At 59.6% G+C, this 26,921-nt stretch carries 25 protein-coding genes, 4 tRNA genes and 1 pseudogene; 15 read left to right on the top strand and 15 right to left on the bottom strand.

Features of this window, described 5'->3' with window-relative positions:
• Positions 1-35: 35 nt before the first annotated feature.
• Entirely contained in the window at positions 36-1,136 is a 1,101-nt protein-coding gene (thiO, locus tag KGA96_RS21325) for a glycine oxidase ThiO (RefSeq protein ID WP_046041786.1), read from the top strand.
• Positions 1,137-1,149: 13 nt separating this feature from the next.
• Here thiO and KGA96_RS21330 read toward each other — a convergent pair whose 3' ends face one another.
• The 4 genes and pseudogenes from KGA96_RS21330 to KGA96_RS21345 all read right to left on the bottom strand — a co-directional run bounded on the left by KGA96_RS21330 (position 1,150) and on the right by KGA96_RS21345 (position 4,214).
• Entirely contained in the window at positions 1,150-2,487 is a 1,338-nt protein-coding gene (locus KGA96_RS21330) for a sigma-54-dependent transcriptional regulator (protein WP_223465524.1), read from the bottom strand.
• Positions 2,484-2,786: pseudogene (locus KGA96_RS21335) on the bottom strand (hypothetical protein); the annotation flags it as partial. The pseudogene KGA96_RS21335 and the gene KGA96_RS21330, both read right to left, overlap by 4 nt.
• Before the next feature lie 46 nt (positions 2,787-2,832).
• Positions 2,833-3,066, bottom strand: a complete 234-nt coding sequence (locus KGA96_RS21340) for a PP0621 family protein (protein WP_080925333.1) — start codon at positions 3,064-3,066, stop codon at positions 2,833-2,835.
• 125 nt (positions 3,067-3,191) lie between these two features.
• A complete protein-coding gene (locus KGA96_RS21345) occupies positions 3,192-4,214 on the bottom strand; it encodes an outer membrane protein assembly factor BamD (protein WP_046041789.1) in 1,023 nt (340 codons plus the stop codon).
• A 151-nt stretch (positions 4,215-4,365) separates the two neighbouring features.
• On the opposite strand from KGA96_RS21345, the gene rluD reads away from it, so the two are divergent.
• From rluD to KGA96_RS21380, 7 genes are all read left to right on the top strand, one after another.
• Positions 4,366-5,328, top strand: coding sequence for a 23S rRNA pseudouridine(1911/1915/1917) synthase RluD (gene rluD, locus KGA96_RS21350; protein ID WP_007990414.1), 963 nt, complete (start codon positions 4,366-4,368; stop codon positions 5,326-5,328).
• The gene (pgeF, locus tag KGA96_RS21355) at positions 5,325-6,050 is read left to right on the top strand and encodes a peptidoglycan editing factor PgeF (protein ID WP_046041790.1); all 726 of its coding nucleotides are present in this window, start codon (positions 5,325-5,327) and stop codon (positions 6,048-6,050) included. The genes rluD and pgeF overlap by 4 nt, the downstream gene beginning before the upstream one ends.
• A 130-nt stretch (positions 6,051-6,180) precedes the next feature.
• Positions 6,181-8,745 carry an ATP-dependent chaperone ClpB gene (gene clpB / locus KGA96_RS21360; RefSeq protein WP_223514892.1) on the top strand — a complete coding sequence of 855 codons (2,565 nt, stop codon included), beginning with the start codon at positions 6,181-6,183 and terminating at the stop codon, positions 8,743-8,745.
• A 300-nt stretch (positions 8,746-9,045) separates the two neighbouring features.
• Positions 9,046-9,121 (top strand) — tRNA-Asn (locus KGA96_RS21365).
• A gap of 9 nt (positions 9,122-9,130) precedes the next feature.
• Positions 9,131-9,207: transfer RNA gene (locus KGA96_RS21370), tRNA-Pro, on the top strand.
• A 5-nt stretch (positions 9,208-9,212) separates the two neighbouring features.
• A tRNA-Lys gene (locus tag KGA96_RS21375) sits at positions 9,213-9,288 on the top strand.
• A gap of 96 nt (positions 9,289-9,384) precedes the next feature.
• Positions 9,385-9,461 (top strand) — tRNA-Pro (locus KGA96_RS21380).
• A 167-nt stretch (positions 9,462-9,628) separates the two neighbouring features.
• Here KGA96_RS21380 and KGA96_RS21385 read toward each other — a convergent pair.
• The 3 genes from KGA96_RS21385 to KGA96_RS21395 all read right to left on the bottom strand — a co-directional run bounded on the left by KGA96_RS21385 (position 9,629) and on the right by KGA96_RS21395 (position 11,892).
• On the bottom strand, positions 9,629-10,927 hold the full coding sequence (locus KGA96_RS21385; protein WP_046041792.1) for an NAD(P)/FAD-dependent oxidoreductase: 1,299 nt from the start codon (positions 10,925-10,927) through the stop codon (positions 9,629-9,631).
• Between the two features lie 60 nt (positions 10,928-10,987).
• A complete protein-coding gene (locus KGA96_RS21390; RefSeq protein ID WP_046041793.1) occupies positions 10,988-11,161 on the bottom strand; it encodes a DUF3094 domain-containing protein in 174 nt (57 codons plus the stop codon).
• Positions 11,162-11,265: 104 nt separating this feature from the next.
• On the bottom strand, positions 11,266-11,892 hold the full coding sequence (locus KGA96_RS21395; protein WP_046041794.1) for a DUF1780 domain-containing protein: 627 nt from the start codon (positions 11,890-11,892) through the stop codon (positions 11,266-11,268).
• A 219-nt stretch (positions 11,893-12,111) separates the two neighbouring features.
• Between KGA96_RS21395 and KGA96_RS21400 the strand changes: the two genes are divergently transcribed.
• From KGA96_RS21400 to KGA96_RS21410, 3 genes are read left to right on the top strand one after another with little or no spacing between them, the layout of a single operon-like run.
• Positions 12,112-13,455 carry an aromatic acid/H+ symport family MFS transporter gene (locus KGA96_RS21400; protein ID WP_046041795.1) on the top strand — a complete coding sequence of 448 codons (1,344 nt, stop codon included), beginning with the start codon at positions 12,112-12,114 and terminating at the stop codon, positions 13,453-13,455.
• A 3-nt stretch (positions 13,456-13,458) separates the two neighbouring features.
• Positions 13,459-14,679: a benzoate/H(+) symporter BenE family transporter gene (locus tag KGA96_RS21405; RefSeq protein ID WP_046041796.1), complete on the top strand. Its 1,221-nt coding sequence runs from the start codon at positions 13,459-13,461 to the stop codon at positions 14,677-14,679.
• 16 nt (positions 14,680-14,695) lie between these two features.
• On the top strand, positions 14,696-15,964 hold the full coding sequence (locus KGA96_RS21410; protein ID WP_046041797.1) for an OprD family porin: 1,269 nt from the start codon (positions 14,696-14,698) through the stop codon (positions 15,962-15,964).
• A 9-nt stretch (positions 15,965-15,973) separates the two neighbouring features.
• Here the strand turns inward: KGA96_RS21410 and KGA96_RS21415 are convergent, their stop codons facing one another.
• Entirely contained in the window at positions 15,974-16,216 is a 243-nt protein-coding gene (locus KGA96_RS21415) for a DUF2790 domain-containing protein (RefSeq protein WP_046041798.1), read from the bottom strand.
• A 121-nt stretch (positions 16,217-16,337) separates the two neighbouring features.
• On the opposite strand from KGA96_RS21415, the gene KGA96_RS21420 reads away from it, so the two are divergent.
• Together KGA96_RS21420 and KGA96_RS21425 are read left to right on the top strand one after the other, a co-directional pair.
• On the top strand, positions 16,338-17,270 hold the full coding sequence (locus KGA96_RS21420) for a LysR family transcriptional regulator (RefSeq protein WP_223514895.1): 933 nt from the start codon (positions 16,338-16,340) through the stop codon (positions 17,268-17,270).
• Positions 17,271-17,341: 71 nt separating this feature from the next.
• Positions 17,342-18,031: an energy-coupling factor ABC transporter permease gene (locus KGA96_RS21425; protein WP_223514910.1), complete on the top strand. Its 690-nt coding sequence runs from the start codon at positions 17,342-17,344 to the stop codon at positions 18,029-18,031.
• 35 nt (positions 18,032-18,066) lie between these two features.
• Here the strand turns inward: KGA96_RS21425 and yacG are convergent, their stop codons facing one another.
• From yacG to KGA96_RS21445, 4 genes are read right to left on the bottom strand one after another with little or no spacing between them, the layout of a single operon-like run.
• Complete coding sequence (gene yacG / locus KGA96_RS21430) at positions 18,067-18,267, bottom strand: DNA gyrase inhibitor YacG (protein ID WP_007970539.1); 201 nt, start codon at positions 18,265-18,267, stop codon at positions 18,067-18,069.
• Positions 18,264-18,887, bottom strand: a complete 624-nt coding sequence (gene coaE / locus KGA96_RS21435) for a dephospho-CoA kinase (RefSeq protein ID WP_046041800.1) — start codon at positions 18,885-18,887, stop codon at positions 18,264-18,266. The genes yacG and coaE overlap by 4 nt, the downstream gene beginning before the upstream one ends.
• Positions 18,884-19,756 carry a prepilin peptidase gene (locus KGA96_RS21440; RefSeq protein WP_046041801.1) on the bottom strand — a complete coding sequence of 291 codons (873 nt, stop codon included), beginning with the start codon at positions 19,754-19,756 and terminating at the stop codon, positions 18,884-18,886. Before KGA96_RS21440 ends, coaE begins: the two co-directional genes overlap by 4 nt.
• Position 19,757: 1 nt before the next feature.
• Positions 19,758-20,975: a type II secretion system F family protein gene (locus tag KGA96_RS21445; protein ID WP_046041802.1), complete on the bottom strand. Its 1,218-nt coding sequence runs from the start codon at positions 20,973-20,975 to the stop codon at positions 19,758-19,760.
• A 227-nt stretch (positions 20,976-21,202) separates the two neighbouring features.
• On the opposite strand from KGA96_RS21445, the gene KGA96_RS21450 reads away from it, so the two are divergent.
• Both KGA96_RS21450 and KGA96_RS21455 read left to right on the top strand, forming a co-directional pair.
• Positions 21,203-21,625 carry a pilin gene (locus KGA96_RS21450; protein WP_046041803.1) on the top strand — a complete coding sequence of 141 codons (423 nt, stop codon included), beginning with the start codon at positions 21,203-21,205 and terminating at the stop codon, positions 21,623-21,625.
• Between the two features lie 300 nt (positions 21,626-21,925).
• Positions 21,926-22,282: a BON domain-containing protein gene (locus tag KGA96_RS21455; protein ID WP_046041804.1), complete on the top strand. Its 357-nt coding sequence runs from the start codon at positions 21,926-21,928 to the stop codon at positions 22,280-22,282.
• Positions 22,283-22,465: 183 nt separating this feature from the next.
• Here the strand turns inward: KGA96_RS21455 and KGA96_RS21460 are convergent, their stop codons facing one another.
• Genes KGA96_RS21460 through KGA96_RS21470 form a run of 3 tightly spaced genes read right to left on the bottom strand, consistent with a single transcriptional unit; the run spans position 22,466 to position 26,826 of the window.
• On the bottom strand, positions 22,466-22,759 hold the full coding sequence (locus tag KGA96_RS21460) for a DUF2845 domain-containing protein (RefSeq protein WP_185754807.1): 294 nt from the start codon (positions 22,757-22,759) through the stop codon (positions 22,466-22,468).
• Positions 22,759-25,749, bottom strand: coding sequence for a DUF748 domain-containing protein (locus KGA96_RS21465; RefSeq protein WP_223514898.1), 2,991 nt, complete (start codon positions 25,747-25,749; stop codon positions 22,759-22,761). Before KGA96_RS21465 ends, KGA96_RS21460 begins: the two co-directional genes overlap by 1 nt.
• Before the next feature lie 60 nt (positions 25,750-25,809).
• The gene (locus KGA96_RS21470) at positions 25,810-26,826 is read right to left on the bottom strand and encodes a class I SAM-dependent rRNA methyltransferase (RefSeq protein ID WP_046041807.1); all 1,017 of its coding nucleotides are present in this window, start codon (positions 26,824-26,826) and stop codon (positions 25,810-25,812) included.
• Positions 26,827-26,921 lie beyond the last annotated feature (95 nt).

The raw sequence follows: 26,921 nt of genomic DNA on the forward strand, positions 1-26,921 counted from the left end.
TTGTACCCCTGTCTATTTAACGATTGGATCAGAACATGACCAGGCAACAGCAAGTGGTGATTGTCGGCGGTGGGGTGATTGGATTGCTGACGGCGTTCAATCTCGCCTCCGAAGTGCAAAGCGTTGTGCTGCTGGATCGCTCGAGCGTCGGCCAGGAGTCGTCCTGGGCCGGTGGTGGCATCGTTTCGCCGCTTTACCCGTGGCGCTACAGCCCGGCGGTCACTGCGTTGGCTCACTGGTCCCAGGACTTTTATCCACAGCTGGGTGAACGCTTGTTTGCCGCCACTGGCGTTGATCCGGAAGTGCACACTACCGGTCTGTACTGGCTGGATCTGGATGACGAGGCTGAAGCGCTGGCATGGGCCGCTCGGGAAAATCGTCCGCTTAGCGCGGTAGATATTTCGGCAGCACACGACGCCGTGCCGGTGTTGGGCAGTGGTTTTTCTCGGGCGATCTACATGGCCGACGTCGCCAACGTACGTAATCCGCGTCTGGTGAAGTCACTCAAGGCCGCGTTGCTGGCGCTGCCGAACGTGACGATCCATGAGCAGTGCGAAGTCAGCGGGTTTGTTCGTGACGGCAACAAAGTGGTCGGCGTGCAGACTTCCACAGGTACTGTCCTGGGCGATCAAGTCGTCCTGACGGCGGGGGCCTGGAGCGGTGATTTGCTCAAGCTTCTTGATCTGACGCTGCCGGTCGAGCCGGTGAAAGGGCAGATGATTCTCTACAAGTGTGCGGCGGATTTCCTGTCGAGCATGGTCCTGGCCAAGGGCCGTTATGCGATTCCCCGGCGCGACGGGCACATACTGATCGGCAGTACGCTGGAGCATGAAGGCTTTGACAAGACACCGACCGGGGCGGCACTGGAAAGCCTGAAGGCGTCCGCGGTGGAGTTGATCCCGGCGCTGGCCGATGCCGAAGTGGTGGGGCATTGGGCCGGATTGCGCCCGGGATCACCCGAGGGCATTCCTTATATCGGTCCGGTGCCGGGGTTTGACGGGCTCTGGCTCAACTGCGGGCATTACCGTAACGGGCTGGTGCTGGCGCCGGCTTCGTGCCAGCTGTTTGCCGATGTGATGCTGGGCCGGGCGCCGATTATCGATCCGGCGCCTTATGCGCCTGCCGGAAGACTTTGACAAGATCGCAGCCTCAATCCAGTCCCAACTTCTTGAGCCTGTAGCGCATCGACCTGAATGACAGGTTCAACCGCTGAGCCGCCGCCGTGCGGTTCCAGCGGGTTTCCTCCAGGGCCTGGAGCAGCAGTTGGCGTTCGACGTTTTCCAGGTAGGCTTCCAGATTGTCGATCCGGGTCAGGTCCGGCACGCCGCCCTCAGCCCCACAGTTGCCCTCAGCCAGGCGCAGGTCACCGGCTTCGATCTGTTTGTTCTCACACAAGGTGTGCGCCCGTTCGAGCATGTTTTCCAGTTCCCGCACATTGCCCGGGAAGCGATAGCTTTTCAGGGCATCAAGGGCTTGGGGGTGGAGTCTTGCCGCAGGTTGATCTGAATCGGCGGCCAGGCGCTTGAGTATGTGGCTGGCTAGCATTTCGATATCGTCACGACGCTCACGCAAGGGCGGCACTCGGAGTTCGATCACGTTCAAGCGGTAGTAAAGATCATGACGAAATCGCCCGGCGGCGACTTCGACGCCAAGATCCTTGTGTGTGGCGCAGAGAATGCGCACATCCACAGCCACTTCCTGCTGCCCGCCGACGCTGCGTACGGATTTCTCCTGGATCGCGCGCAGCAGTTTGACTTGCATGGTCAGCGGCAGGTCGGCCACTTCGTCGAGGAGCAGGGTGCCGCCGTGGGCTGTCTGGAACAGGCCGGGTTTGTCTTCGATGGCGCCGCTGAAACTGCCTTTGCGATGACCGAAAAACTCGCTCTCCAGCAGCTCAGAGGGAATCGCCGCGCAGTTGATCGCGATGAACGGCTGATTGGCGCGGGGGCTTTGATCATGGATCAGGCGTGCGACCAACTCCTTGCCGCTGCCGGACTCTCCGCTGATGTAGACCGTCGCATGGCTGCTGGCCAGTTTGGTGATGTGCTTGCGCAGGTTGCGCATGGGCAATGAGTCGCCCAGCAAGCGTCGATCGATGCCGACCCGATGGGCAGGAACCAGCAGGGCGCTGGTGACCAGTTCACGCAGGCGCGTAAGGTCCACCGGTTTGGTCAGAAAGTCGAACGCCCCGGCCTTGAGCACATTGATTGCGTTTTCGAGACTGTCATAGGCGGTGATCATCGCCACCTGGACCTGAGGGTGGCGTTGCTGGATGTGCTGCACCAGCTCCAGGCCGGTGCCGTCCGGCAACTGCATGTCGGTCAGGCATAGATCGAAGGTTTCGCGTCTGAGCAGGGATTGCGCTTCGCCGACGTTGCGGGCGTTGAACGTCTCCAGCTTCATCCTTCCCAGGGTGATTTCCAGGAGCTCTCGGATGTCCGGTTCGTCATCGACGATCAGGACTTTTTGTCGTGGTCTGGTGTTCAACGTGGTTTTCGTCCGTGTGCATAGGTCATGCAAAAGCAGCCGCTTTCCTGGCGTGCCTTGAAGTCTAGGCGGGACAGAATGCTTTCGCCCGGCTGGCCGGACAGATAAAGCCCCAGCCCCTTGATATGGCGGGCTGGGGCTTCATTATCGAGTATTTCCAGTGATTTCAGGTCGAGCCGTAGCGGCGACATTTGCTCGCGGCGCTGCAGATGCAGGACGTTTTCGATTACCCGGTTCATTCGCAGAGTGAGGTCTTGAATAATCTGCGTCAGACGTCGATCAACACCTTTCAGTTCCTTGGGTACGCGCGATAGTCGTTAAACGGCTGCCAATTCTGCTCAAGTGTCAGTGGCCACTGGAGCCCTTGCCTTGCTCGAGATGAGCCTGACTGCAATACCATTGCTGGTCGAGGCTCAGCGCGCGGTCACGGGGCAGGTGAACACCGCAATGGGCGCAACGGACCATGGGCGCCGCTTCCCGTTCGGCAGGAGATCTGGGGGGGGAAGCCTGACCCTTGAACTTGCGCCAGAACCACACTGCGGCGGCAATCAGGGCAATCCAGAACAATAAACGAAGCATGGTGAGCTGCTTTTCGACTGATGATCCGGCAGTTTAGCCAAGGACCTGACAGGCGCACAGTGTAATAAAGCGCTGAAATAAAAAAGGGAGACTCGAAAGTCTCCCTTTTTGCACAACCTAAGGTGTCAGTCGAACACGCCGAAGGTCATGTAGCTGAACCACGAGCGGTCGCTGTTGTTGCCTTCCGCTTCGTGATTTTCTTCTTCGACCGCGTCGCCATTGTCGTCTTTAGGCTTGAGCTCGCTCGGGATGGCGTCCTTGGCGTCCTGGAATTGCTTCTGCACGTCCTGGTTGGCGCGGGTTTCGCCTGGTGGCAGCGGCGGACGGGACTCGATCAGGCCCAGGGTCGCCTTGCTCAGCCACGTACGGTTGTCGGCTTCGGCCACGGTCGGTACGAACTGACCGTCCACCAGCGTCGGGTGGTTCGGGTAGTTGAGCTTCAGGGTTTCCAGGCTGGTAGCAGCCAGTTCGTCCAGGTGCAAGCGCTGGTAAGCCTCGGTCATCACCGCCAGGCCGTCGCCGACCGAAGGGGTTTCCTGGAAGTTTTCCACCACGTAACGACCGCGGTTCGCGGCAGCGACATAGGCCTGACGGGTCAGGTAGTAGTCGGCCACGTGAATTTCGTAGGCCGCCAGCAGGTTGCGCAGATAGATCATGCGCTGCTTGGCATCCGGTGCGTAGCGGCTGTTCGGGAATCGGCTGGTCAGCTGGGCGAACTCGTTATAGGAGTCGCGGGCGGCGCCCGGGTCACGCTTGGTCATGTCCAGCGGCAGGAAGCGCGCCAGCAGGCCGACGTCCTGGTCGAAAGAAGTCAGGCCCTTGAGGTAGTAGGCATAATCGACGTTCGGATGCTGTGGGTGCAGACGAATGAAACGCTCCGCAGCGGACTTTGCAGCCTCTGGCTCGGTGTTCTTGTAGTTGGCGTAGATGAGTTCGAGTTGCGCCTGATCGGCATAGCGACCGAACGGATAACGCGATTCCAGAGCCTTCAGCTTGGCGATGGCGCTGGTGTAGCTGCTATTGTCCAGGTCGGCTTGAGCCTGTTGATACAGCTCGACCTCACTGAGGTTTTCGTCTACGACTTCCTTCGATGAGCAAGCAGCGGTCAATGCGAGGATGGCGATCAGCAGCAGGTGTTTCACTTGCATGGCGGCTTGCGTCCCTATGACGGCCGCTGTCTTGGGCGTGGCCGTCCTGTTATGATGAGCGCCCCGTTGAATAGCCTCGGGGCAAAAGACGCCGTATTTAACCACAAGCGCGCAGCCGAAACCAAAGGCTGTGCCGACGCCTAGTCTGAGCATGTCCGATAAAATTGAACTTCGCGCAGAGGTGCCGTCCGAATTGGGCGGCCAACGCCTCGATCAAGTCGCCGCACAATTATTCGCTGAGCACTCGCGCTCGCGCCTTTCCGCCTGGATCAAAGACGGCCGCCTGACTGTGGATGGGGCGGTTATCCGCCCGCGAGACATCGTCCACGGCGGCGCCATCCTTGAGCTGACTGCCGAGCAGGAAGCTCAGGGCGAATGGGTCGCTCAAGACATTGCCCTGGATATCGTCTACGAAGACGACGACATCCTGGTGATCAACAAGCCTGCGGGCCTGGTGGTGCACCCGGCTGCCGGTCATGCCGATGGCACCTTGCTCAACGCCTTGCTGCACCACGTGCCGGACATCATCAATGTGCCCCGCGCCGGTATCGTGCATCGTCTGGACAAGGACACCACCGGTCTGATGGTGGTGGCCAAGACCATTCAAGCGCAGACGCAGCTGGTTACACAGTTGCAGAGCCGCAGCGTCAGCCGGATCTACGAGTGCATCGTGATCGGTGTGGTGACAGCCGGTGGCAAGATCAACGCGCCGATCGGTCGTCACGGCCAGCAACGCCAGCGCATGGCCGTGATGGAGGGTGGCAAGCAAGCCGTCAGCCATTATCGCGTGCTCGAGCGCTTCCGCTCCCACACTCACGTGCGGGTGAAGCTGGAAACCGGTCGTACGCACCAGATTCGCGTGCACATGGCGCACATCAACTACCCGTTGGTCGGAGATCCTGCCTACGGCGGTCGTTTCCGTATTCCGCCAGCCGCCAACCCGACCATGGTCGAGTCGCTGAAAAACTTCCCGCGTCAGGCGTTGCATGCGCGATTCCTGGAACTGGATCATCCGACCACCGGTAAGCGCATGAGCTGGGAATCGCCGTTGCCGGAAGATTTCGTCTGGTTACTGACCCTGCTCAAGCAAGACCGCGAGGCGTTCATCGGATGAGTGACTGGCTGATTCCTGACTGGCCCGCGCCGGCCGGGGTCAAAGCCTGCGTCACCACCCGTGCGGGCGGCGTCAGTCTGGCGCCGTTCGACAGCCTCAACCTCGGCGATCATGTCGACGACAGCCCTGAAGCTGTTGCCGAGAATCGCCGTCGTCTTACCGATCATTTCTCCATTCAACCGGCCTGGCTGCAGCAGGTCCACGGCATTGTCGTGGCCCATGCCGATCCTGGTCGGGTGGATACGGCTGATTCCAGTTGGACATCAACGCCGGGCGTCGCCTGTGCGGCGATGACGGCCGATTGCCTGCCTGCGCTGTTTTGCGACCGTGCCGGCACCCGCGTTGCTGCAGCTCATGCCGGTTGGCGCGGGTTGGCGGCGGGCGTGCTGGAGGCCACTCTCGACAGTCTGGCGGTACCGCCTGCCGAGGTATTGGTCTGGCTTGGCCCGGCTATCGGTCCGCAAGCCTTTGAAGTCGGCCCTGAAGTGCGTGAAACCTTCGTGCAGCAGTTGCCGCAGGCGGCAGAGGCCTTTGTACCGAGCCAAAACTCCGGTAAGTTCATGGCCGACATCTATAGGCTTGCGCGCCTGCGTCTGGCAGCTCGCGGCGTCACCGCTGTCTATGGCGGCGGATTCTGCACCGTGACCGATCCGCGCTTCTTTTCTTACCGCCGTGCCCCTCGCACCGGCCGCTTCGCCTCCCTGATCTGGCTCGACCGCTAGACTTGCCTGACCTGCATCAACGTCCCGACGCTTGAAACTCCCAGAATCGACCACATCTATTGTGGTATCTGGCAGGTTTCTCCATTCAGGATGTTTTATAGGTCCGGCCTGCTCAAAAGGAAGGTGACCCATGCGTATAGACCGTTTAACCAGCAAATTGCAGTTAGCGTTGTCCGATGCCCAATCCCTGGCTGTCGGCCACGATCATCCGGCCATTGAACCGGCGCACTTGATGCAAGCCTTGCTCGAACAGCAGGGCGGCTCGATCAAGCCCCTGTTGATGCAGGTGGGCTTCGACGTCAACAGCCTGCGTAAAGAGCTGACCAAAGAGCTCGACCAGCTACCGAAAATCCAGAACCCGACCGGTGACGTGAACATGTCGCAGGATCTGGCGCGCCTGCTCAACCAGGCCGACCGCCTGGCCCAGCAGAAGGGCGACCAGTTCATCTCCAGTGAACTGGTGCTGCTCGCCGCCATGGACGAGAACAGCAAGCTCGGCAAGCTGTTGCTGGGCCAGGGCGTAAGCAAGAAAGCCCTGGAAAATGCGATCAACAACCTGCGCGGTGGCGAGGCGGTCAACGACCCTAACCACGAAGAGTCCCGTCAGGCGCTGGATAAGTACACGGTCGATCTGACCAAGCGCGCCGAAGACGGCAAGCTCGATCCGGTGATCGGCCGTGACGATGAAATTCGCCGGACCATCCAGGTGCTGCAACGTCGTACCAAGAACAACCCGGTGCTGATCGGTGAGCCTGGCGTGGGTAAAACCGCCATCGCCGAAGGCCTGGCTCAGCGCATCATCAATGGCGAAGTGCCGGATGGCCTCAAGGGCAAACGTCTGTTGTCCCTGGACATGGGGGCGCTGATTGCCGGTGCCAAGTATCGCGGCGAGTTCGAAGAGCGCCTGAAGTCCCTGCTCAATGAACTGTCGAAGCAGGAAGGGCAGATCATCCTGTTCATCGACGAACTGCACACCATGGTCGGCGCCGGTAAGGGCGAAGGCTCGATGGATGCCGGCAACATGCTCAAACCGGCCCTGGCCCGCGGTGAGCTGCACTGTGTCGGTGCGACCACGCTCAACGAGTACCGCCAATATATAGAGAAGGACGCCGCTCTCGAGCGACGTTTCCAGAAAGTGCTGGTGGATGAGCCGAGCGAAGAGGACACCATCGCCATCCTGCGTGGCCTCAAGGAGCGTTATGAGGTTCACCACAAGGTGGCGATTACCGACGGCGCGATCATTGCCGCAGCCAAGCTCAGCCATCGCTACATCACTGACCGGCAGTTGCCGGACAAGGCCATCGACCTGATCGATGAAGCCGCCAGCCGCATCCGCATGGAGATCGACTCCAAGCCGGAAGTGCTGGACCGTCTGGAGCGTCGCCTGATTCAACTGAAGGTGGAATCCCAGGCGCTGAAGAAAGAAAGCGACGACGCGGCGAAGAAGCGTCTGGAAAAATTGCAGGACGAAATCGCTCGTCATGAGCGTGAGTACTCGGATCTCGAAGAAATCTGGAACTCGGAAAAAGCCGAAGTCCAGGGTTCTGCGCAGATTCAGCAGAAGATCGAACAGTCCCGTCAGGAACTGGAAGCGGCCCGCCGCAAAGGCGACCTGAACCGCATGGCCGAGTTGCAGTACGGGGTGATCCCGGACCTGGAACGCAGCCTGCAAATGGTCGACCAGCATGGCAAAGCCGAAAACCAGTTGCTGCGCAGCAAGGTGACTGAAGAAGAGATCGCCGAAGTCGTGTCGAAGTGGACCGGTATCCCGGTGTCGAAGATGCTCGAAGGCGAGCGCGAAAAGCTGATGAAAATGGAAAGCCTGTTGCACCAACGTGTGATCGGCCAGGACGAAGCGGTGGTTGCGGTTTCCAACGCTGTGCGGCGTTCCCGTGCCGGGTTGTCCGACCCGAATCGCCCGAGCGGCTCGTTCATGTTCCTCGGCCCGACCGGTGTCGGTAAAACCGAGCTGTGCAAGGCGCTGGCCGAGTTCCTCTTTGATACTGAAGAGGCGATGGTGCGGATCGACATGTCCGAGTTCATGGAGAAACATTCCGTGGCTCGCTTGATCGGTGCGCCACCAGGCTATGTGGGGTATGAAGAGGGCGGTTACCTGACCGAGGCCGTACGTCGCAAGCCGTATTCGGTGATCCTCATGGACGAAGTCGAGAAGGCGCACCCGGATGTGTTCAACATCTTGCTGCAAGTGCTGGAGGATGGTCGTCTGACCGACAGCCATGGCCGTACGGTGGACTTCAAGAACACCGTGATTGTCATGACCTCCAACCTGGGGTCGGTACAGATCCAGGAACTGGTCGGTGACCGTGAGGCGCAGCGTGCGGCGGTGATGGATGCGATTTCCAGCCACTTCCGGCCGGAGTTCATCAACAGGGTCGACGAAGTGGTGATCTTCGAGCCATTGGCGCGGGATCAGATCGCCGGTATTACCGAGATCCAGTTGGGGCGTCTGCGCAGTCGCCTGACCGAGCGCGAGCTGAAGCTTGAGCTCAGCCTTGAAGCCATGGACAAGCTGATCGCGGTCGGCTACGACCCGGTGTACGGCGCACGGCCGCTCAAGCGCGCTATCCAGCGCTGGATCGAGAACCCGCTGGCACAGCTGATTCTGTCCGGTCGATTCATGCCGGGCGATACCGCTCACGGCGTGGTGGAAAACGACGAAATCGTCTTCGTCTGATCCAAAACGGCAGCAAAATCGAAAAGGCCTCGCATTACGAGGCCTTTTTTTCGTTAGGCTGTTGAACTCAAAGGAAAATGCTTGTAAAGTGCGCCCCGCAGTAAGTCACCCGCCAGGGTTTCCGCTCCCCAAGCAGGAATCCAAAATAAGTTGCAAATCATTAACTTGAAAGCAATTTAGGGGGTTGACAGAGGTGCTGAAGATTGTAGAATAGCGCGCCTCAGACACACGAACGCAGCGATGCGAACGGGTCGAAGAGAACGCAGTAAAGCTTCAAAGTTGTAAATTGAAATGTGTAGTTCCGTGATAGCTCAGTCGGTAGAGCAAATGACTGTTAATCATTGGGTCCCAGGTTCGAGTCCTGGTCACGGAGCCAATTTCAAACCGGGGTATAGCGCAGTCCGGTAGCGCGCCTGCTTTGGGAGCAGGATGTCAGGAGTTCGAATCCCCTTACCCCGACCATTTTTGGGTCGTTAGCTCAGTTGGTAGAGCAGTTGGCTTTTAACCAATTGGTCGTAGGTTCGAATCCCACACGACCCACCATTTTTGAAACCAGTTAGCGCTGGAATCGAATCTTAAGATCAGAGGCCAAAAGCGCTGATCGAAGAAGGCGCCTTTCAAAGGGTGCCTTTTTTTTACCGGGGTATAGCGCAGTCCGGTAGCGCGCCTGCTTTGGGAGCAGGATGTCAGGAGTTCGAATCCCCTTACCCCGACCATATTAAAAATCCTCGTATCGAAAGATACGGGGATTTTTTTTGTCCAAAAGTTCTCATGCGTACTGCAAAAACACCTGTGGGAGCGAGCCTGCTCGCGAAGGCGTCTTTACAGTCGACATCAATGTCATCTGACAGACAGCTATCGCGAGCAGGCTCGCAGTTTTATATCAGTGCAGTTTCAGGCGTGGCTCAGTCCCGCGCCCGATCTTGCTGCCCAGCATCAGCATTGCCGTGCGGAACGGCCCGTACAGCGCCATCTGGTGCATGCGGTACAGCGACACGTAGAACATCCGCGCCAGCCAGCCTTCGAGCATCACGCTGCCGGTGAGGTTGCCCATCAAGTTACCCACAGCCGAAAAACGCGACAGCGAGATCAGCGAGCCGTAATCGGTGTACTTGTACTCCGGCAGCGCCTTGCCTTCGATGCGCAGTTTCAGCGATTTGGCCAGCAACGACGCCTGTTGGTGAGCGGCCTGGGCGCGTGGCGGCACGTTGCGGTCGCTGCCCGGTTGCGGGCAGGCGGCGCAGTCACCGAAGGCGAAAATGTTCTCGTCGCGAGTGGTTTGCAGGGTTGGCAGCACTTGCAGCTGATTGATGCGGTTGGTTTCCAGGCCATCGATGTCCTTGAGGAAACCCGGTGCGCGAATCCCCGCGGCCCAGACCTTCAGGCTAGCGTTGATCACTTTGCCGTCGGCGGTGATCAGGCTGTCGGCCGTCACTTCGCTGACCGCTGCATTGGTCATGACGTTGACCCCGAGCTTCTCCAGGGTTTTATGCACAGGCCCGCCAATGCGCTCCGGCAGCGCCGGCAGCACCCGTGGACCGGCTTCGATCAGGGTGATGTGCATGTTTTCCGGTTTGATCCGGTCCAGGCCATAAGCTGCCAATTCATGGGCGGCGTTGTGCAGTTCGGCGGCCAGTTCGACCCCGGTGGCACCGGCGCCGACGATGGCCACGCTGATTTGCTCGATCGTATCGGTCTGACCGGCGTGAGCGCGCAAATAGTGATTGAGCAGTTGCTGGTGGAAACGCTCGGCCTGTTTGCGGGTGTCGAGGAACAGGCAGTGCTGAGCTGCGCCCTGGGTGCCGAAATCGTTGGTGGTGCTGCCGACGGAGATCACTAGCGAGTCGTAAGGCACTTCACGGGCTGGCACCAGCTCCAGACCGGCTTCGTCGTAGGTAGCGGCCAGCTGGATTTTTTTCTCCGCGCGATCGAGCCCGCTCATGCGCCCCAGCTGGAACTCGAAGTGGTTCCATTTGGCCTGGGCGACATAGTTGAGTTCGTCTTCGGAAGAGTTCAGGGAACCGGCCGCCACTTCGTGCAACAACGGTTTCCAGATGTGGGTGAGGTTCGCGTCGACCAGCATCACGCTGGCCGTACCGCGCTTGCCCAGAGTCTTACCCAGGCGGGTAGCCAACTCCAAACCGCCGGCGCCGCCGCCGACAATGACAATACGATGGGACATAAGGATAACTCGCAAGGCTAAAAGAAATCGGTGTCAGTACCTTCGCGAGCGCAAGGCAGCTCATAGCGTCAGGTAACTGATAAGTCGGCTCAACAGGCCCAGACCAATGGTCACTGCCAATACCAGTACAAGGAGCATCCACGGCCGGAAAGGCTTGCGCTCGACTTGGTGCTGGGACAACTGCAGGTACTCTTCGACATGCTTTTGGTCGTCGGGGTTCAGGCGGCTGGTCATATCGGGCCTCGTCAGGAGTAGACGTTGCTGAATGTGTAGAAGCTACAGGGAAATTATTCAGCTGTGAACGAAGCTTAGCTGCTGACCGGGGAAAGGCTCGAGGCTCACAGGCTGATCCCGACGTCGAACACAATGCTGCGCCCCAGGTTGCTGCGCAAGAAGTCCGGCGCATCCGGGTGAGCGAACAGCACGCGGGCGAATGTCGGCCCAACCAATGACAGCGAACGCCAGCCCTGGCGCAGGTATTCGGTCGGCGGCGGGAAATGGCTGTTGAGGTCCAGCACTTCGCGTTTGAGGCTGGCGAAGGCAATGATGTCCAGCTCACCCAGATCCATGCCGCGTTCTTTATAGTTGTGTGCTTTTTTGCGCAAGGTCGGCGCCAATCGCAGCAAGAACTCGTTGGCGGGGATGCGTCGTGGCTTGGCCTCGCGGCGCACCAGTTGGCTCAGGGAAAACGCACTGCGTCGGCGTTTCAGTTCGTCGCGCCATTCATCGTTGAGGCGCCGCCCCTCGTCGAGCACGAAGAACACCTCGAAACTGGCATCGCGAAACAACACATCCGGCGGCTCCCCGGCGGGGGCGAACTCATCGGCGCGATAGGGAATGTTCAAGCCTTGCAGCAGGCGCTGGCAAACCCAACGCTCACGCTCCCATTTGCGGGCATTGGACAGGAACGCGTTGGCTTGCTCGGCCGCGATGGTCAGCAGGCGTAAATAATCTGAGTCATCCATAGGCCCAAGCTTAGCGTTCAAATGTGATCGCAAAGAAGACAATTTGTCGGAGAGGCTCAATGCCTTCCGTTCCCATGCCCGTTCCAGGGCCCTGCACAAAACGGATAGTGATCTGCGCTCATTGGCTATTGCCACGTATCGGGCGGCTCTACCCTCGGCTGTACGGACGTAAGCCGTGTTACCGCCGCTCTAAAAAAACAACAACAAGAGATATATGCCATGCGCAAGATCGACGTACATGAGGTTATCGACAACGCTCGCTTCAACCGCTTTCACTGGATGGTGCTGTTCTGGTGTGCCCTGATCATCATCTTCGACGGTTACGATCTGGTGATCTACGGCGTGGTCCTGCCGATGCTGATGAAAGAGTGGGGGCTCAGTCCTCTGCAAGCCGGTGCCCTGGGCAGCTATGCACTGTTCGGCATGATGTTCGGCGCGCTGTTCTTCGGACCGCTGTCAGACAGGATCGGCCGCAAGAAAGCCATCACGATCTGCGTGATGCTCTTCAGTGGTTTCACCGTGCTCAATGGTTTCGCCCGAAACCCCACCGAGTTTGGCCTTTGTCGCTTCATTGCCGGGCTCGGCATTGGCGGCGTGATGCCTAACGTCGTGGCGCTGATGAACGAGTACGCGCCGAAAAAAATCCGCAGCACGCTGGTCGCGATCATGTTCAGCGGTTACTCGGTGGGCGGCATGCTGTCCGCCGGCCTGGGCATTGTGCTGATCCCGAGTTTCGGCTGGCAGTCGGTGTTTTACGTGGCGATCCTGCCGTTGCTGTTGTTGCCGCTGATCATGTATTTCCTGCCCGAATCGGTGGGCTTCATGTTGCGTCAGGGGCGTAATGAAGAGGCGCGCAACATTCTTCAGTGCATCGATCCGGCCTACGTCGCGCAAACCACTGATCAATTGCACATGGCCGAAGTGAAAGGCACCGGCACACCAGTGTTGCAGTTGTTCCGTGAAGGCCGTGCGCTGCGCACGCTGATGCTCTGGCTGGCGTTTTTCTGCTGCCTGTTGATGGTGTACGCGCTGAGTTCCTGGCTGCCGAAACTGATGGCCAACGCCGGTTACAGCTTGGGTTCGAGCCTGTCGTTCCTGCTGGTGTTGAACTTCGGGGCGATCTTCGGCGCGGTCGGTGGTGGGGTGCTGGGCGACAAACTCAATCTGCCGAGAGTGCTGGCGGTGTTTTTCGCCATGGCGGCGGTGTCGATAACCCTGTTGGGCTTCAACAGCCCGATGCCGGTGTTGTACCTGCTGATCGCCATTGCGGGTGCCACCACCATTGGCTCGCAGATTCTCTTGTACGCCTGCGCCGCGCAGTTTTATTCCATGACGATTCGCTCTACCGGTCTGGGCTGGGCGTCGGGCATTGGGCGCAACGGGGCCATCGTCGGTCCGCTGCTGGGTGGTGCCTTGCTCGGGATCAGCTTGCCCCTGCAACTGAACTTCATGGCGTTTGCCTTGCCCGGTGCGGTGGCGGCCCTGGCCATGACCGTGTTCGCCATCAGCAGCCGACGCAGCGCTGCTGGCGTCAACCCTGCGTTGTCAGCGACCGGTGCCTGAATCATGAAAGCGTTTTTCCAGGACTTCTCGTTGTCAGCCGCCGTGGCTGGATTCGTTGCCACGGTGATTTCCTACGCCGGCCCGTTGGTGATCATCTTTCAGGCGGCAGAAGCGGCACATCTTTCGCGGGAAGTGTTGTCGTCCTGGATCTGGGCGATCTCCATTGGCAGCGCCGTGCTCGGTATCGGTCTGAGCCTGCGCTATCGCGTTCCGGTGATCATCGCCTGGTCGGCGCCGGGCTCGGCGTTGCTGGTGACGCTGTTGCCGGACATCTCCATGGCAGAGGCGGTGGGGGCTTATCTGGTCAGCAGCCTGATCATTTTCGTGGTTGGCATCTCGGGGGCTTTCGACCGGATCATCAGCAAGCTGCCTGCAGCCATCGCGGCGGCGATGCTGGCGGGGATCCTGTTCAGTTTCGGCACCGGGTTGTTCGTGTCGATGCAGCGCAAGCCGTTGCTGGTCCTGGCGATGTTTGCCTGCTACCTGATCTGCAAGCGTGTGATGCCGCGTTATGCAGTGATGATGGTGCTGCTGGTGGGCTGTTCGATTGCCGCGTTCACCGGTGATTTGCATCGTGAAGCGCTGGTGATCGGCCTGGCCGCGCCGGTGTGGATCACGCCCGAGTTCAGCTTGGGCGCGATCCTGAACATCGCCTTGCCGCTGGTGATGGTGGCGTTGACCGGTCAGTTCGTGCCCGGCATGGCGGTGCTGCGGGCCAGCGGATATCCAACGCCGGCGAGCCCGATCATCGCCAGTAGCGCGCTGGGCACGGCATTGCTGGCGCCGTTTGGTTGCCATGGACTGAATCTGGCGGCGATCACAGCGGCGATCTGCACCGGTCGCGAATCCCACGAAAATCCTCGCAAACGCTATGTGGCCGGGGTCGTCGGCGGCCTGTGTTACCTGCTGTTGGGGATCTTCGGCGCCACGCTGGTCTCGCTGTTTTCAGCATTCCCCAAAGAGTTGATCGCGGCGCTGGCCGGGCTGGCCTTGTTCGCCGCCATTGCCGGCGCGTTGACGGGCGCGATGGCGGTGCCGAGCGATCGTGAAGCCGCGCTGGTGACCTTTCTGGTCACGGCTTCGGGCATGTCGCTGTTCGGTTTGTCCGCGGCGTTCTGGGGGCTGATTTTCGGCATGGTCACCCATGTGCTGTTGAGCGCCCGTCGTTCCGTCCCCCGTCGCAAATCCACTGCAACTGAAGTCCTTCAACCAGTCGATCAATAACAATAAGAGAAAAACGATGAAACAGATTTTCCCAACAACCGGTTCTGCGTTGTCCCTGGCTGTCGTCTCGAGTTTCTCCACAGGCGCGATGGCCGCTGAAAAAGGTTTTATCGAAGACACCACCGCGACGTTGCAGGCGCGCAATTACTACTTCAGCCGCGACTATTCCGACATCGTCGGCGCCAACCAGCAATCGAAGGCTGAAGAGTGGGCCCAGGGTTTCATCCTCAACGTGAAGTCCGGATACACCCCGGGCACCGTCGGGTTTGGGGTGGACGTCATCGGCTTGCTCGGCCTCAAGCTCGACAGCGCCCCGGACCGGACCAATACCGGTTTGCTACCGGTGCAGAGCGACGGCCACGCGGCGGATAACTACAGCCGTCTGGAAGGCGCGTTGAAGATGCGTTACTCCAAAACCGAGCTGAAAGTCGGTGAGTTGCAACCCAATCTGCCGGTGTTGGCATTCAGCGATATTCGCCTGCTGCCACCGAGTTATCAGGGCGCAAGCATCACTTCCAACGAGATCAATGGCCTGACGCTGCAGGGGGGGCACTTGAGTTCAACCAGCCTGCGCAACGAAGCTGGCGACGAAAAGATGCAAGCGATGCTGGGGCACGTACCGCAGCGTCAGGTCAGCAGCGACGGTTTCAATTTTGCCGGCGCTGATTATGCCTTCAATGACAAGCGCAGCTCGGTCAGCGCCTGGTACGGGCAACTGGAAGATATCTACAACCAGCGTTTTCTGGGTTTAAAGCACAGTGAGCCGGTGGGCGACTGGATCCTCGGCGCCAATCTCGGTTACTACGATTCGCGCGAGGACGGCAAGAAACTGCTGGGCAACATCGACAACCAGGCGTTCTTCTCGTTGCTGTCCGCCAAGCGTGGCGGCCATACGTTTTACGTCGGCTATCAAGGCATGTTCGGCGACAGTGCGTTCCCACGGGTGTTTGCCAACATCTCACCACTGGGCAACGAAGTGCCGACCTACGAGTTCGCCTTCACCGATGAACGTTCCTGGCAGGCGCGCTACGACTACGACTTCGCGGCGCTCGGCGTACCGGGGCTGACCAGTACCGTGCGCTACATCAGCGGCAACAATGTCGATACCGGCAAGGGCTTTGAAGGCAAGGACCGCGAACGTGACCTGGACATCGGCTATGTGCTGCAGAGCGGCAGCCTCAAAGGTTTGGGCATTCGCGTGCGCAACGCGATGGCGCGTTCAAACTACCGCAGTGATATCGACGAGAACCGCTTGATCCTCAGCTACACGTGGACCTTGCTGTGAGCCCTTTGATCACAGGTTGCTGGTGCAATCACCCATGACGTTGTACGTCACGCGGTGGGTCTGGCCCTGATGATCGACATACTCCATGGTCGCCGGTACAACCCCGCACGCTGTCGCCGTGTCGGACACAGAAACCACCTTGGCGATGTCCAGTGGCTGCGCCGGGTTGTACAGGACCGCGAGGGGGTCGTTGTCGGCGGCCATGGCCGAGGTGGCGATGACGGTCAGCAACAGGCTGATCAACGTTTTCATGTTGGCGTGCTCCGTGTCGGTTTCGATGTCTGAATTTTAGTCTTTGCCACCCACGGATAAAGGGGCGAACGGCGGATGCAGCCTTACATGAAACGTAACAATCACCGCTCGAAGGAGGCTTATGGATGTGCTTAACAACTTGCGCGTGTTCATCCGCGTGGTGGACTGCGCCAGTTTCACCGGGGCTGCCGATGCGCTGGATCTGTCGACCGCGCAGGTATCCCGATTGGTGGCGGATCTGGAGGAGCATGTTCAGGCGCGTCTGCTGCAACGCACCACGCGGCGCTTGAGCCTGACCGACGCCGGCGAGCGCTTGCTGCTGCGCAGCCGGCAAATCGTCGATGCCATGGATGAGGCGACGGCCGAGGCCCGTGGCGCTCATATCAATCCGGCCGGACGCCTGCGGGTGCACAGCATGAACGGCCTGGGTGTGCTGCTCACGCCGTTGATCGCCCGCTACAGCGAGCTTTATCCCGATGTGGTGTTCGAACTGACCTTGTCGCAGCGCAATCCCGATCCGCTGGAGGAGGGGCACGATGTGGTGATTTCGATCGCTCCCGAACTGGCCGATTCGCAAATGGTTGCGCAGGCCATCGGGCAGATCTACAGCGTGCCCTGTGCTTCCCCGGCTTACTTGCAACGCCGGGGTGTGCCGCAGCAGCCGCTGGCGCTGAGCGATCATCAATGCCTGCGCATGCTCGACCCGTTGTACAGCGATCAATGGCTGTTCCAGGACGCGCACGGCGAGCATGCCGTCAGCCCGGCCAAGACCTTTCAGTGCAATGTTGCCGAGTCGATGGTCAAGGCTTCGGAGGCGGACATGGGCATCAGCCTGCTGCCGTTCTATACAGCGACGCGGCCCTTGAACGACGGCACTTTGCTGCGCGTGTTACCTGCTTGGCGCCTGCGCGAACGCAATGTGTATGCGCTGTATCCTTCGCGACGCTTTCTCGATGCCAAGGTCCGCACCTGGGTGGACTTTCTCAAGTCAGAGCTACCGAAGCTGTTCGCCGAACATGACGCGGTGATGAACGATCCGCGGCATTGGGCCTGAAGTCGAAGGGCAGACGAGCGGCGGTGTAGACTGAGTGTCTGTTGTTCTTCGCCTGGGAGGCGCGCGTAGCCATGATCGGTGCAGAGTTGCTGTCATCGCAAACCCTTGCGGTCGGCTGGCTGATCTATGTGCCGGTGTTGACCTGGGCGATCTTTCGCGCGCCGTGGGTTGAACTGTTCACCGACAGTCGGCGCCAGCATTTGCTGTTTGGAACGGTGTTTGCGCTGTTTCTGTTGTGGCTGGTGCGGCGCGACTTTGATACCGGCGTGTCTTACCATTTCATCGGCATGACAGCGGTGACGCTACTGCTGGACTGGCCGCTGGCGCTGGTCGGCGGGTTGGTGGCGCAAACGGGGTTGGTGCTGCTCGGCCGACAGGACCTGGCGGCGGTCGGGGTCAATGGCGCGCTGTTGATTGCGCTGCCGGTGCTGGTCACCGAGTGCTGCGCCATTCTGGTGGAGCGTGCGCAGCCGCGGAATCCCTTCGTGTATATCTTCGTTTCCGGATTCTTTGCCGCCGCGCTGTCGGCGTTGCTGTGCCTGCTGCTGGCGCTGTGGTTGCTATGGTTCGATGAGCGTTTCGAGATGCCGTACTGGCTTGAGGATTTTGTCGGTTACCTGTGGCTGATCATTTTTCCCGAAGCGTTTATCAACGGCATGATCGTCAGTGCGCTGGTGGTGTTCTGCCCGGAATGGCTGGAGACGTTCAACCGCACCCGCTACCTCTCGGCCCCCTGGAAAGACGACGATCCCAAGTCCTGATCCACATCAAAACCTGGAATCGCCTTCTCGATGGATCAGTGGCGCGGGTCGAAGTCACCGCTGAACATCTCGTCCTCGGCATCGGGAGCCACTGGAATCTTGTGCTCTTCGGACGCCCAGGCACCCAGGTCGATCAGTTTGCAGCGGTCGGAGCAGAATGGCCGGAATTTGCTCTCGGCGGTCCATTCCACGGGGGCGCCACAGGTTGGGCATTCGACAGTTGTTGGTTGGCTCATGACTGGCCTCCACGCAAAGAAAGATAAAAGTGATGCAGGCGTTCAACCTCGCTGTGCAGCCAGGCAAGGTCGCGGTCATTGACCACGACGTCGTCGGCATGGCTCACGCGATCCTGGCGGCTGGACTGGGCCTTGAGGATCGCCTGGACTTGCTGTTCGCTGGTCTGGTCACGTTGCAGGGTACGTTCGATCTGCAATTGTTCGGGGGCATCGATCACCAGCACCCGTTGGGTCATGGCGTATTGCCCGGACTCGATCAGCAGCGGCGAAACCAGAATCGCATAAGGCGATTTTGCCAGCGCCAGGTGGTGAGCGATCTCCTCACCGATCAGCGGATGCAGGAGGGCCTCGAGCCAGCGGCGTTCTTCAGGCACCTCGAAGATCAATTTGCGTAGCGCGGCGCGGTCCAGTTGCCCGTCGGCCTGCAACACGCCGGGGCCGAAGTGCTCGGCGATTTGCGCCAGTGCCGGGCGGCCGGGTTCCACTACCCAGCGAGCGGCATGATCGGCGTCGACCACATGCACGCCCAGATCGATGAAGTGTTGGGCGGCCGCACTTTTGCCGCTACCGATGCCGCCGGTCAGGCCGAGAATCCAGGGTTTTTCCACAGGGCTATTCATTTCAAACCGACAAACTGCCAATAGAGGTCGGTTATTTGACCACCCCAGAGCAACGCAATCCAGCCGGCAATGGCCAGATAGGGGCCGAAAGGGATCGGCGTCGAGGTTTTTGCATTACGCCAGCGCAGCAGCATCAGCCCGATAATGGCACCCACCAGCGAGGACAGCAGGATGGTCAGCGGCAAAATCTGCCAGCCACCCCAGGCGCCCAGCATCGCCAGCAGCTTGAAATCACCGTAGCCCATGCCGTCCTTGCCCGTGGTCAGCTTGAACAGCCAGAACACCGACCACAGCAGGCTGTAACCGGCGATCGCCCCCCAAAGCGCCTCGTGCAACGACACGAACAGGCCGAAACTGTTGACGATCAACCCCAGCCATATCAACGGCAGCACCAGTACGTCCGGCAATATCTGATGTTCGGCGTCGATCAGGCTCATCGCCAGCAACCCCCAGCTCAGGACCAGCACCAGGGCGGCCGGCCAACCGAAGCCGAAGTGCCAGGCAACAAACGCCGACAACAGCCCGCAGGCCAGTTCGGTCAACGGATAGCGCGGGCTGATCGCTGCCGCACAGGCTGAGCAGCGGCCGCGCAAAAATACATAACTGAGCAACGGGATGTTTTCCCAGGCGCGGATTCGGTGACCGCAGTGCGGGCACTGGGAGTGGGGCAGCAACAGGTTATAGGTCGGCAACGGCGTTTCGCCAGGCAGCCCGAGAATGTCATGGGCCTGCTCACGCCAGTCGCGTTCGAGCATTTTCGGCAGGCGCCAGATCACAACATTGAGGAAACTGCCGACCAGCAGGCCGGTGATGCCTGCGAGAAGGACAAAGGCCAGCGCAGAGTGAATCAGGATTTCATTCAAGGGCATGTCAGATCGCTGAGCCAAGTTGGAAGATGGGCAGGTACATGGCAACTACCAGTCCACCGACGATAACACCCAGCACCACCATGATGAATGGCTCCATCAGGCTGGTGAGGTTATCGACCATGTTATCGACGTTGTCTTCGTAGAACCCCGCGACTTTGTCGAGCATAGCGTCCAGGGTGCCGGACTCTTCGCCGATGGCGGTCATTTGTATCGCCATGTTCGGAAAGACGCCGCAGGTGCGCATGGCGAAATGCAATTGCATGCCGGTCGAGATGTCCTGCCGGATGCGCAGTACCGCGCGCTTGAACACGACATTGCCGGTCGCACCGGCCACTGATTCCAGGGCCTCCACCAGCGGCACGCCGGCAGCGAAAGTGGTCGACAGTGTACGGGCGAACCGGGCCACGGCGGACTTGTGCATCAGGGTGCCCACCAGCGGCAGTTTCAGCAGCGAGGTGTCCAACCGGTCACGGAAGGCGGGGGATGTCCTGAGGGCGTGGCGCACGCCGAAGGTCATCGTGATAAGCGCGCCAAGGACCACCCACCACCAGGTCTGCATGAATTGCGACAGGCCAATGACCATCACGGTGAAGGCCGGCAGTTCGGCGCCAAAGCCTTTGAACACCGATTCGAATTGTGGCACGACATTGACCAGCAGAATCCCGGTGACAATCGCCGCGACGAACACCACCACCAGCGGGTAGGTCATGGCTTTCCTGATCCTGGCCTTGAGGCTTTCGCTTTTTTCCTTGTAGGTTGCGACCCGTTCCAAAAGGGTGTCGAGGGCACCGGCCTGTTCGCCGGCATCCACCAGGTTGCAATACAACTCATCGAAATACCGGGGCTTCTTGCGCAGGGCGGCGGCGAAGCTGCTGCCCGCCGCAACTTCCTGTTTCAGTTCGTCCACCAGCTTGCGCATGGCCGGATTGTCGAAGCCTTCGCCGATGATGTCGAAGGACTGCAATAACGGCACGCCGGCCTTCATCATCGTCGCCATTTGCCGGGTGAACAGGGCAATGTCCTGGGCCGTGATGCGCTTGCCCATGTTGAACACCGAATGGTTTTTTTTGCGGACCTTGCCGGGAGTGATGCCTTGCTTGCGCAGCTTCGCCTTGATCAGCGCCGGGTTTTGAGCGCTAAGTTCGCCGGTCACTTTTGTGCCTTTGCGGTCGATGCCTTCCCATGCATACACGCTGATTTTCGCTGCCTTGACCGCCATGTTCAGTCCTGGGTATTCCGATTGAATTGCTCTTATAGCCTAGTCAAGGGACGGGGCCAAACCCGCCAGGGTGAGGTGACAAAAAACGTCAGATAGTGCTAATCCTGGTAGTAGGTAAGGGCTTTGCGGACACCATGCCCCCTGCCAACAGGGGCTTCTGGCCTTGGCACAGGCTGTGCTGCCATGGGGCAGGTCATGAGCCTTCGACTCATGCATGGAGCTTGTACATGAACAATCAGAAAGGTTTTACCCTGATCGAGTTGCTCGTCGTGGTGGCGATCATCGGGATCCTGGCAACACTGGGCCTGCCGATGTATTCCAAGTACCAGGCCCGGGCCAAGGTCACGGCGGCGCTGGCCGAGCTGACTGCAATGAAGGTGCCATTCGAGGATGTGATCAGCCAGGGGGAAACCCCGACAATTGCCAACGTGGCGCCTGCCGGCGAGACATCGACCAACCACTGCACCCTGTCTGTGACGGCTACAACGCCGGCGGGAGCGGGATCCATCGTTTGTACGTTGCACAATGCCCCGGGGGTGGTTCAGGGCAAAACCGTCACACTGACACGGGACGAAGACAAAGGCTGGTCATGCAAGAGCAGCGTTTCCCAGGATTACCTGCCTAAAGGGTGTTCCGGTTCTGCGGCATGAATTGCTGAATCAAGTCCCCGCTTTTGCGGGGATTTTCCTGTTTGTCGACCCGTCGTCAAATGCCGCAGATAAAGCTCAGAAATTTCAGCATCTTAGGAACTTTCCATAAACCCGCAACTTGCATGCAGTGGTTGGGGTTCTCGTGCATTTTGCATGATTCCGAAAATTGGATGATTTTGTAACTTGTTGATTAATAAGGTTTTACTCTCTTTTTAAAAGTTGGCACAACGTTCGCAATATCCTAGGTAACCCTGCCGACAAGACACCCGGCAGACTTTCCGAAAAACAGGAGTTACTCGTATGAAGAAGTTCGCTATCGCTGCCGCTACTGCTACCGCGCTGACCCTGACCATGGCAAACGCGGCATTCGCCCAGACCACTCAAGCCACCCAGGCTCCAATGACCCTGGCGGCGGGTGAAATGACCAAGGCTACAGAAGCTACTTCCGATACCTGGATCACCACCAAAGTTAAAAGTGACCTGATGACTGAAAAAGGCATTCCAGGTACCGACATCAAAGTTGAAACCAACAAGGGTGTTGTATCGCTGTCGTCGACGGTCGCCATTACTGAAGCTCAGAAAACCACCGCAGTGGCCATTACCAAGAAAATCAAAGGCGTCAAGGCGGTCTCCGCTGACGGCCTCAAAGCCGAGTAAGACAAGGCTTCTCGCCTGGACCGGGAGAAGGCGCGACAGACGGGCTGAGTCATACGTCTGTTGCAACCTGAGTGTTCATGTGAAGGGCCATAAGGATGTGGCCGTCACTGGCCCCGCGCACTTTTGCCGGGGCCTGTTTTATGTGTAGCGCTGAAAACCCGCTCCCACATTGGATAGTGCTAATCAATTGCTGCGTTTGCTGGTGATCTGTTTCAGCCGATTACCTTCGAACCGCAAGTATTGATACATCCCGCCATTCGGTCCGTAGGTCCATTCCTCGACCTGAAACTCCTCGCGCCGATCTGCACTGCGCTTGTACCCCAGCAAGTCGCGACTGACCGGTTCCCCGCATTTCTGCAGGACCTCACTCGAGCGATCGCCGACGCTGATCAACTGGCTGCCACAGCGCAGGGTATCGGCCGCCCAAGCCTGACTGGCGCAGAGCACCAGAACCAGGCCTGCCAGCCGCCGATTCATCACTCGGCATCCAGATGCATTGGTGTCACCACGCGGCCGTCACTTTGCGCCTCGCCCAGGTTGGCGTCGATGAAGTACACCCGGTCATCTTCCAGCTGGGCCTTGTCGACCAGATAATCCTTGATGCTGCTGGCGCGTTCCTGGCCCAGTTGACGCAACAGCACGTCGCTGGAGCTCCAGAACTTGATCACCTCGGCGCGCATTTTCGCGGTGCGCTCTTCCTTGCCCAGGTCCTTCCATTCGGCAGGGGGCTGGGTTTTCAGGCGGGTGCGGTAGATACCTTCGAGCAGCGGGCCTTTTTCTCCGTCCGGCACTTCCAGCAACGAAGCCTGGGCCGGGACCTTGTCACCGCGGCGCTGGAGCATTTTGTAGTAGTTGTACTGGTACTCACGCTCCAGGCGTTGTTCGGCGATCAACGGGCCATCGCTGCTCTGGGCGGCGGTGCCTTCGATTTCCAGGCGCAGGGCTGGGCGTTCCTTGAGCGCCTTGGACAGTTTGTCCAGGGCGCCTTCGGCGTCCTTGCCCAATTCGCTGGAACCCGCTGCGAATGAAACGCTGCCCAGGTCTTCCGAGCCACCACCGTTGACCAGCCCGCCAATAAGTTTGAACGGTGCTGCCGCGGCTTTGACGACCAGGTTGCGCAGGGTCTGCCAGATAATCGGCATGACGCTGAACTGAGGGTTGTTCAGGTCGCCGGTGACCGGAAGTTCGATGGAGATCTTGCCGTCGACGTCCTTGAGCAAGGCAATGGCCAGTTTCAGCGGCAGGCTCACGGCATCCGGGCTGTCGACTTTTTCACCCAGTTGCAGTTGTTCTACCACCACTTTGTTTTCGGCTTTGAGCTGACCCTTGGTGATCTGGTAGTGCAGGTCGAGATTGAGCCGGCCCTTGCGGATACGGTAGCCGGCGAACTTGCCGGAGTAGGGCGTCAGCGTGGTCAGTTCCACGCGTTTGAAGCTGGTGGCGATGTCGAGGCTGGCCATCGGGTCGAACGGATTGACCGAGCCCTTGATGGTCACCGGCGCGTAGCGATCGACCTTGCCCTTGACGTCGACACTGGCCGGTTTCGGCTGGCGGCTGTCGATGGTGCCGATCTGCCCGTTGAGTTGCTGGATGGCGGTGGCGAAGTTCGGGGTCAGGCTGAAGTCGGCAAAGTTGGCCGAACCATCATTGATGAAAATCCCGCCGATGTGGATGCCCAGCGGTTTTTCGTTGCTGGCCGGTTTGCTTGCCGCCGGTTTTGCCCCGGAGTCCGCCGGCTGCGGAATCAGCAGGTCATCGATGTTGGTGGTGCGATCATCGTTGATCATGAAGCGCGCATAGGGCTGGAACAGGTTGATCTTGTCGATCGACAGGCTGTCCCCATGCTGATAGTTCAGGCCTTCGACCACGACCTGTTGCCACTTGAGGAAGTCGCGGGTTTTCAGGGTGTCCAGGGTATGCAACTGATCGACCTGGGCGCGGCCGGTGACGTTGAACGCCAGGGGCTCGGTGCTTTTCAGGTTGACTGCCAGATCGCTGCCCAGCATGCCGCTGCGTAGTTCCAGGCGAATGAACGGCGTGATGTAGGACTGGGCAACCCGCAGGTCGATGTCCTTGGTCTGTACCTTCAGTCTGGCGCTGACCGGGGCCAGGTTGACCTCGCCGTCGGCCATGATCTTGCCTTGCTTGCCCACGCCGGTATCGAGCTTGAGGGTAAAGGGTGAACCGCTGAGGCTGTCGAAGTTTTGCAGGTCGAGGTTCAGCGGACCCAGTTCCAGAGCGACGGCGGGTTGTGCCTTGCGGTCAGCCAGATGCACCTGGTAGTCGCGCAGTTGCACATCCTTGAGCAGCACCTGCCAGGGTTTGTCTGGGGCGGCCGGTTCAGGTTTCGGTGAGTCTGCCGCCGCCGGAGTACTGGTCGGTTCGGCATCCGCCTTGGCTTTGGCGGTGGGTTTTGACGGTTGGCTGGCGAACAGTTTCTGCCAATCGAGTTGGCCGTCCGATTCCAGCGCGGCCCAGGTTTCCAGTTTGTGGCTGCGGATCTTGCCGACCACCACTTGCTGCTTGGCCAGGTCCACGGTGGTTTCGCTGACGTCCAGGCGCTCGAGCTTTACCAGCGGTCGACCATCCGGCGCCTTGATCGCGAAGGGGGCGATGCTGACCGCTACATTGTTCAGCAGCAGCTCGGTTTCCTTGGCCAGGTTGAGTTTGTAGTCGGTGCTGATGCTCATGACGCCGTTTTCGAGATCCAGTGGCACGGCATCGCGCACATAGGGCCAAAAGGCTTTCATCTTGCCATCAGTGATTTTCAGCTTACCTTCGGAGGCGATCGGGATCAGGCTGAAGTTGCCGGTCCAGTCGATCTGTCCGCCATTGGGGCCGACGGCCACCAGGGTCATGTCGGCGCTGTCATCGGGCAGGGTGCTGAGGTTCTTCAGCTCGAAATCGAGTGTGTCGTAGAGAAACTCGATGGGCTCGCTGGGCCGGGCGTCTTCAAAGTGCACGGCGCCGCCCGCCAGTTTGATCCGCTCGATGCGCAGCGGAAACGGCTTGGCATTAGGGTCGGCCGGCGTGGGTTCGCTCGCTGGCAGTTTGAACAGCCCGAGCAGATTGAGTTTGCCGTCCTTGCTGAACAGGATTTCGGTCTTGGGCTTGTCCAGTTCGACATCGGACAGGTGCACCGCCTTGGTCCACAGGCTGTCGAATTGCAGGTTGGCGTACAACCGCTCGAAACCGACCTGCTCCTTGCCGGGTTCGCCGATGTTCAAGCCCCAAAGGGTAAGCTCAAGGCTGAACGGATTGAATTCGATCCGCTGGATGGTCGCCGGTGTGGTGGCGTAGTTGGTCAGTTGCTGGTTGGCAACGCGCAATGCGACACCCGGTAAAATCAGAAAACCCAGCAAGCTGTAGAGGGCCAGAGCAGTCAACAAGGCGCCGATGGCGCGAATCAATCCTTTGTGCATGTGCGGCTTCATCTGTCTGAATCGGAGTGCCTTGGAGTATGGCATGCGTTTCCGGTTCCGAAGTGATTGGCCTGTTCAGGATTTTTCAGATTTCTCCCACAACGGTCAGAACTGCAGGATCAGGGTTTTCAGTGGTGGTTGCTGATCCATCGACGGAAAATCGGCGCCTGGCTTCATCACGGTCCATTCACGCACCGGCCGCCCGGCCTTTTCTGCACAACGCAAAACCTGCTCGCGCCAGTCGTCCATGCTGACCTTCGCCAGGTTGTTGCAGCAGATCAGCACGCCGTTGTCGGCGGTGGTCAGCAAGGCCGGTTTGAGCAGGCTCTGGTAGTCGCGCAGCAGGTCGACGGTGCCGAATGCGCTCTTGGCCCAGGCTGGAGGGTCGAGCAGCACCAGATCGTACTGGCGCTGTTCCAGGCGCTGATAGCTCGGCAGTTTTTGCCCGCGGCGCTGGCTGATCGGCAGGCCGGCCAGTTGGCGAATGGCCGGGAAGTAGTCGGACTGGATAAATTCCATGGTCGGCAACTGCGGGTTGAGTTGGCCGTTCTCCCGGCCGACCGCCAGGTTGCCTTCGGCGAAGTCCAGGTTGCACACCTCGCGCGCGCCACCGGCGGCGGCACTGAGGCCGACACCACAGGTGTAGGCGAACAGGTTCAGCACGCTCTTGTTCTTGCTGTGATCCTTGACCCAGCCGCGGGTGTTGCGCAGGTCGAGGAACAGCAGCGGGTCCTGGCCGACATGGCGACCGCGCACCCGATAGTTCAGGCCCCATTCGTGGCCGACCAGGTCTTGCAGGGCGGCTTCGTCGGCGCGGTAAACGATGTCTTCGCGGTCGATGCGCGAATTGCCACGGGAGCGGTCGTTGTAGACCAGCAGGGTTTCAAAACCCAGGTGTTGATTGATCGCTTCGTGCAGTTGCAGCAGCGTCTCGCGCTCCAGCGCCTGGTGGAAACTTTGCACCAGCAGTTGCGGGCCATAGCGGTCGATGGTCAGGCCCCCGGCACCTTCCTGGCTGCCGTGGAACAGGCGATAGCAATCGGTACCCTGGCTGTGCAACTCCGCCAGCAGATCCTGGCGACGTTCGAGGGCGGCGCGCAGCGCCTGATTCAAGGAAGACATGCTGGGCGCCTTGCAGGAGGGAAATGGGCGCGGGAGTTTAACACTGTGGAACAGAGATGAGGGGCTTGCCTGTGGCGAGGGAGCTTGCTCCCGCT

Origin of the sequence: Pseudomonas sp. GL-R-26, from assembly GCF_019947365.1 — a bacterium.
Classification (GTDB): domain Bacteria; phylum Pseudomonadota; class Gammaproteobacteria; order Pseudomonadales; family Pseudomonadaceae; genus Aquipseudomonas.

Bases quoted from the DNA above. Each gene is read 5' to 3' on its own strand.
- KGA96_RS21400 (WP_046041795.1), top strand. From the start codon at position 12,112: ATGCGCAAGATCGACGTACATGAGGTTATCGACAACGCTCGCTTCAAC.
- thiO (WP_046041786.1), top strand. From the start codon at position 36: ATGACCAGGCAACAGCAAGTGGTGATTGTCGGCGGTGGGGTGATTGGA.
- coaE (WP_046041800.1), bottom strand. From the start codon at position 18,887: ATGAATAGCCCTGTGGAAAAACCCTGGATTCTCGGCCTGACCGGCGGC.
- KGA96_RS21465 (WP_223514898.1), bottom strand. From the start codon at position 25,749: ATGCCATACTCCAAGGCACTCCGATTCAGACAGATGAAGCCGCACATG.
- KGA96_RS21405 (WP_046041796.1), top strand. From the start codon at position 13,459: ATGAAAGCGTTTTTCCAGGACTTCTCGTTGTCAGCCGCCGTGGCTGGA.
- KGA96_RS21415 (WP_046041798.1), bottom strand. From the start codon at position 16,216: ATGAAAACGTTGATCAGCCTGTTGCTGACCGTCATCGCCACCTCGGCC.
- KGA96_RS21450 (WP_046041803.1), top strand. From the start codon at position 21,203: ATGAACAATCAGAAAGGTTTTACCCTGATCGAGTTGCTCGTCGTGGTG.
- KGA96_RS21440 (WP_046041801.1), bottom strand. From the start codon at position 19,756: ATGCCCTTGAATGAAATCCTGATTCACTCTGCGCTGGCCTTTGTCCTT.
- KGA96_RS21470 (WP_046041807.1), bottom strand. From the start codon at position 26,826: ATGTCTTCCTTGAATCAGGCGCTGCGCGCCGCCCTCGAACGTCGCCAG.
- KGA96_RS21345 (WP_046041789.1), bottom strand. From the start codon at position 4,214: ATGCAAGTGAAACACCTGCTGCTGATCGCCATCCTCGCATTGACCGCT.
- rluD (WP_007990414.1), top strand. From the start codon at position 4,366: ATGTCCGATAAAATTGAACTTCGCGCAGAGGTGCCGTCCGAATTGGGC.
- KGA96_RS21455 (WP_046041804.1), top strand. From the start codon at position 21,926: ATGAAGAAGTTCGCTATCGCTGCCGCTACTGCTACCGCGCTGACCCTG.
- KGA96_RS21420 (WP_223514895.1), top strand. From the start codon at position 16,338: ATGGATGTGCTTAACAACTTGCGCGTGTTCATCCGCGTGGTGGACTGC.
- pgeF (WP_046041790.1), top strand. From the start codon at position 5,325: ATGAGTGACTGGCTGATTCCTGACTGGCCCGCGCCGGCCGGGGTCAAA.
- clpB (WP_223514892.1), top strand. From the start codon at position 6,181: ATGCGTATAGACCGTTTAACCAGCAAATTGCAGTTAGCGTTGTCCGAT.
- KGA96_RS21340 (WP_080925333.1), bottom strand. From the start codon at position 3,066: ATGCTTCGTTTATTGTTCTGGATTGCCCTGATTGCCGCCGCAGTGTGG.
- KGA96_RS21395 (WP_046041794.1), bottom strand. From the start codon at position 11,892: ATGGATGACTCAGATTATTTACGCCTGCTGACCATCGCGGCCGAGCAA.
- KGA96_RS21460 (WP_185754807.1), bottom strand. From the start codon at position 22,759: ATGAATCGGCGGCTGGCAGGCCTGGTTCTGGTGCTCTGCGCCAGTCAG.
- KGA96_RS21385 (WP_046041792.1), bottom strand. From the start codon at position 10,927: ATGTCCCATCGTATTGTCATTGTCGGCGGCGGCGCCGGCGGTTTGGAG.
- yacG (WP_007970539.1), bottom strand. From the start codon at position 18,267: ATGAGCCAACCAACAACTGTCGAATGCCCAACCTGTGGCGCCCCCGTG.
- KGA96_RS21390 (WP_046041793.1), bottom strand. From the start codon at position 11,161: ATGACCAGCCGCCTGAACCCCGACGACCAAAAGCATGTCGAAGAGTAC.
- KGA96_RS21425 (WP_223514910.1), top strand. From the start codon at position 17,342: ATGATCGGTGCAGAGTTGCTGTCATCGCAAACCCTTGCGGTCGGCTGG.
- KGA96_RS21445 (WP_046041802.1), bottom strand. From the start codon at position 20,975: ATGGCGGTCAAGGCAGCGAAAATCAGCGTGTATGCATGGGAAGGCATC.
- KGA96_RS21410 (WP_046041797.1), top strand. From the start codon at position 14,696: ATGAAACAGATTTTCCCAACAACCGGTTCTGCGTTGTCCCTGGCTGTC.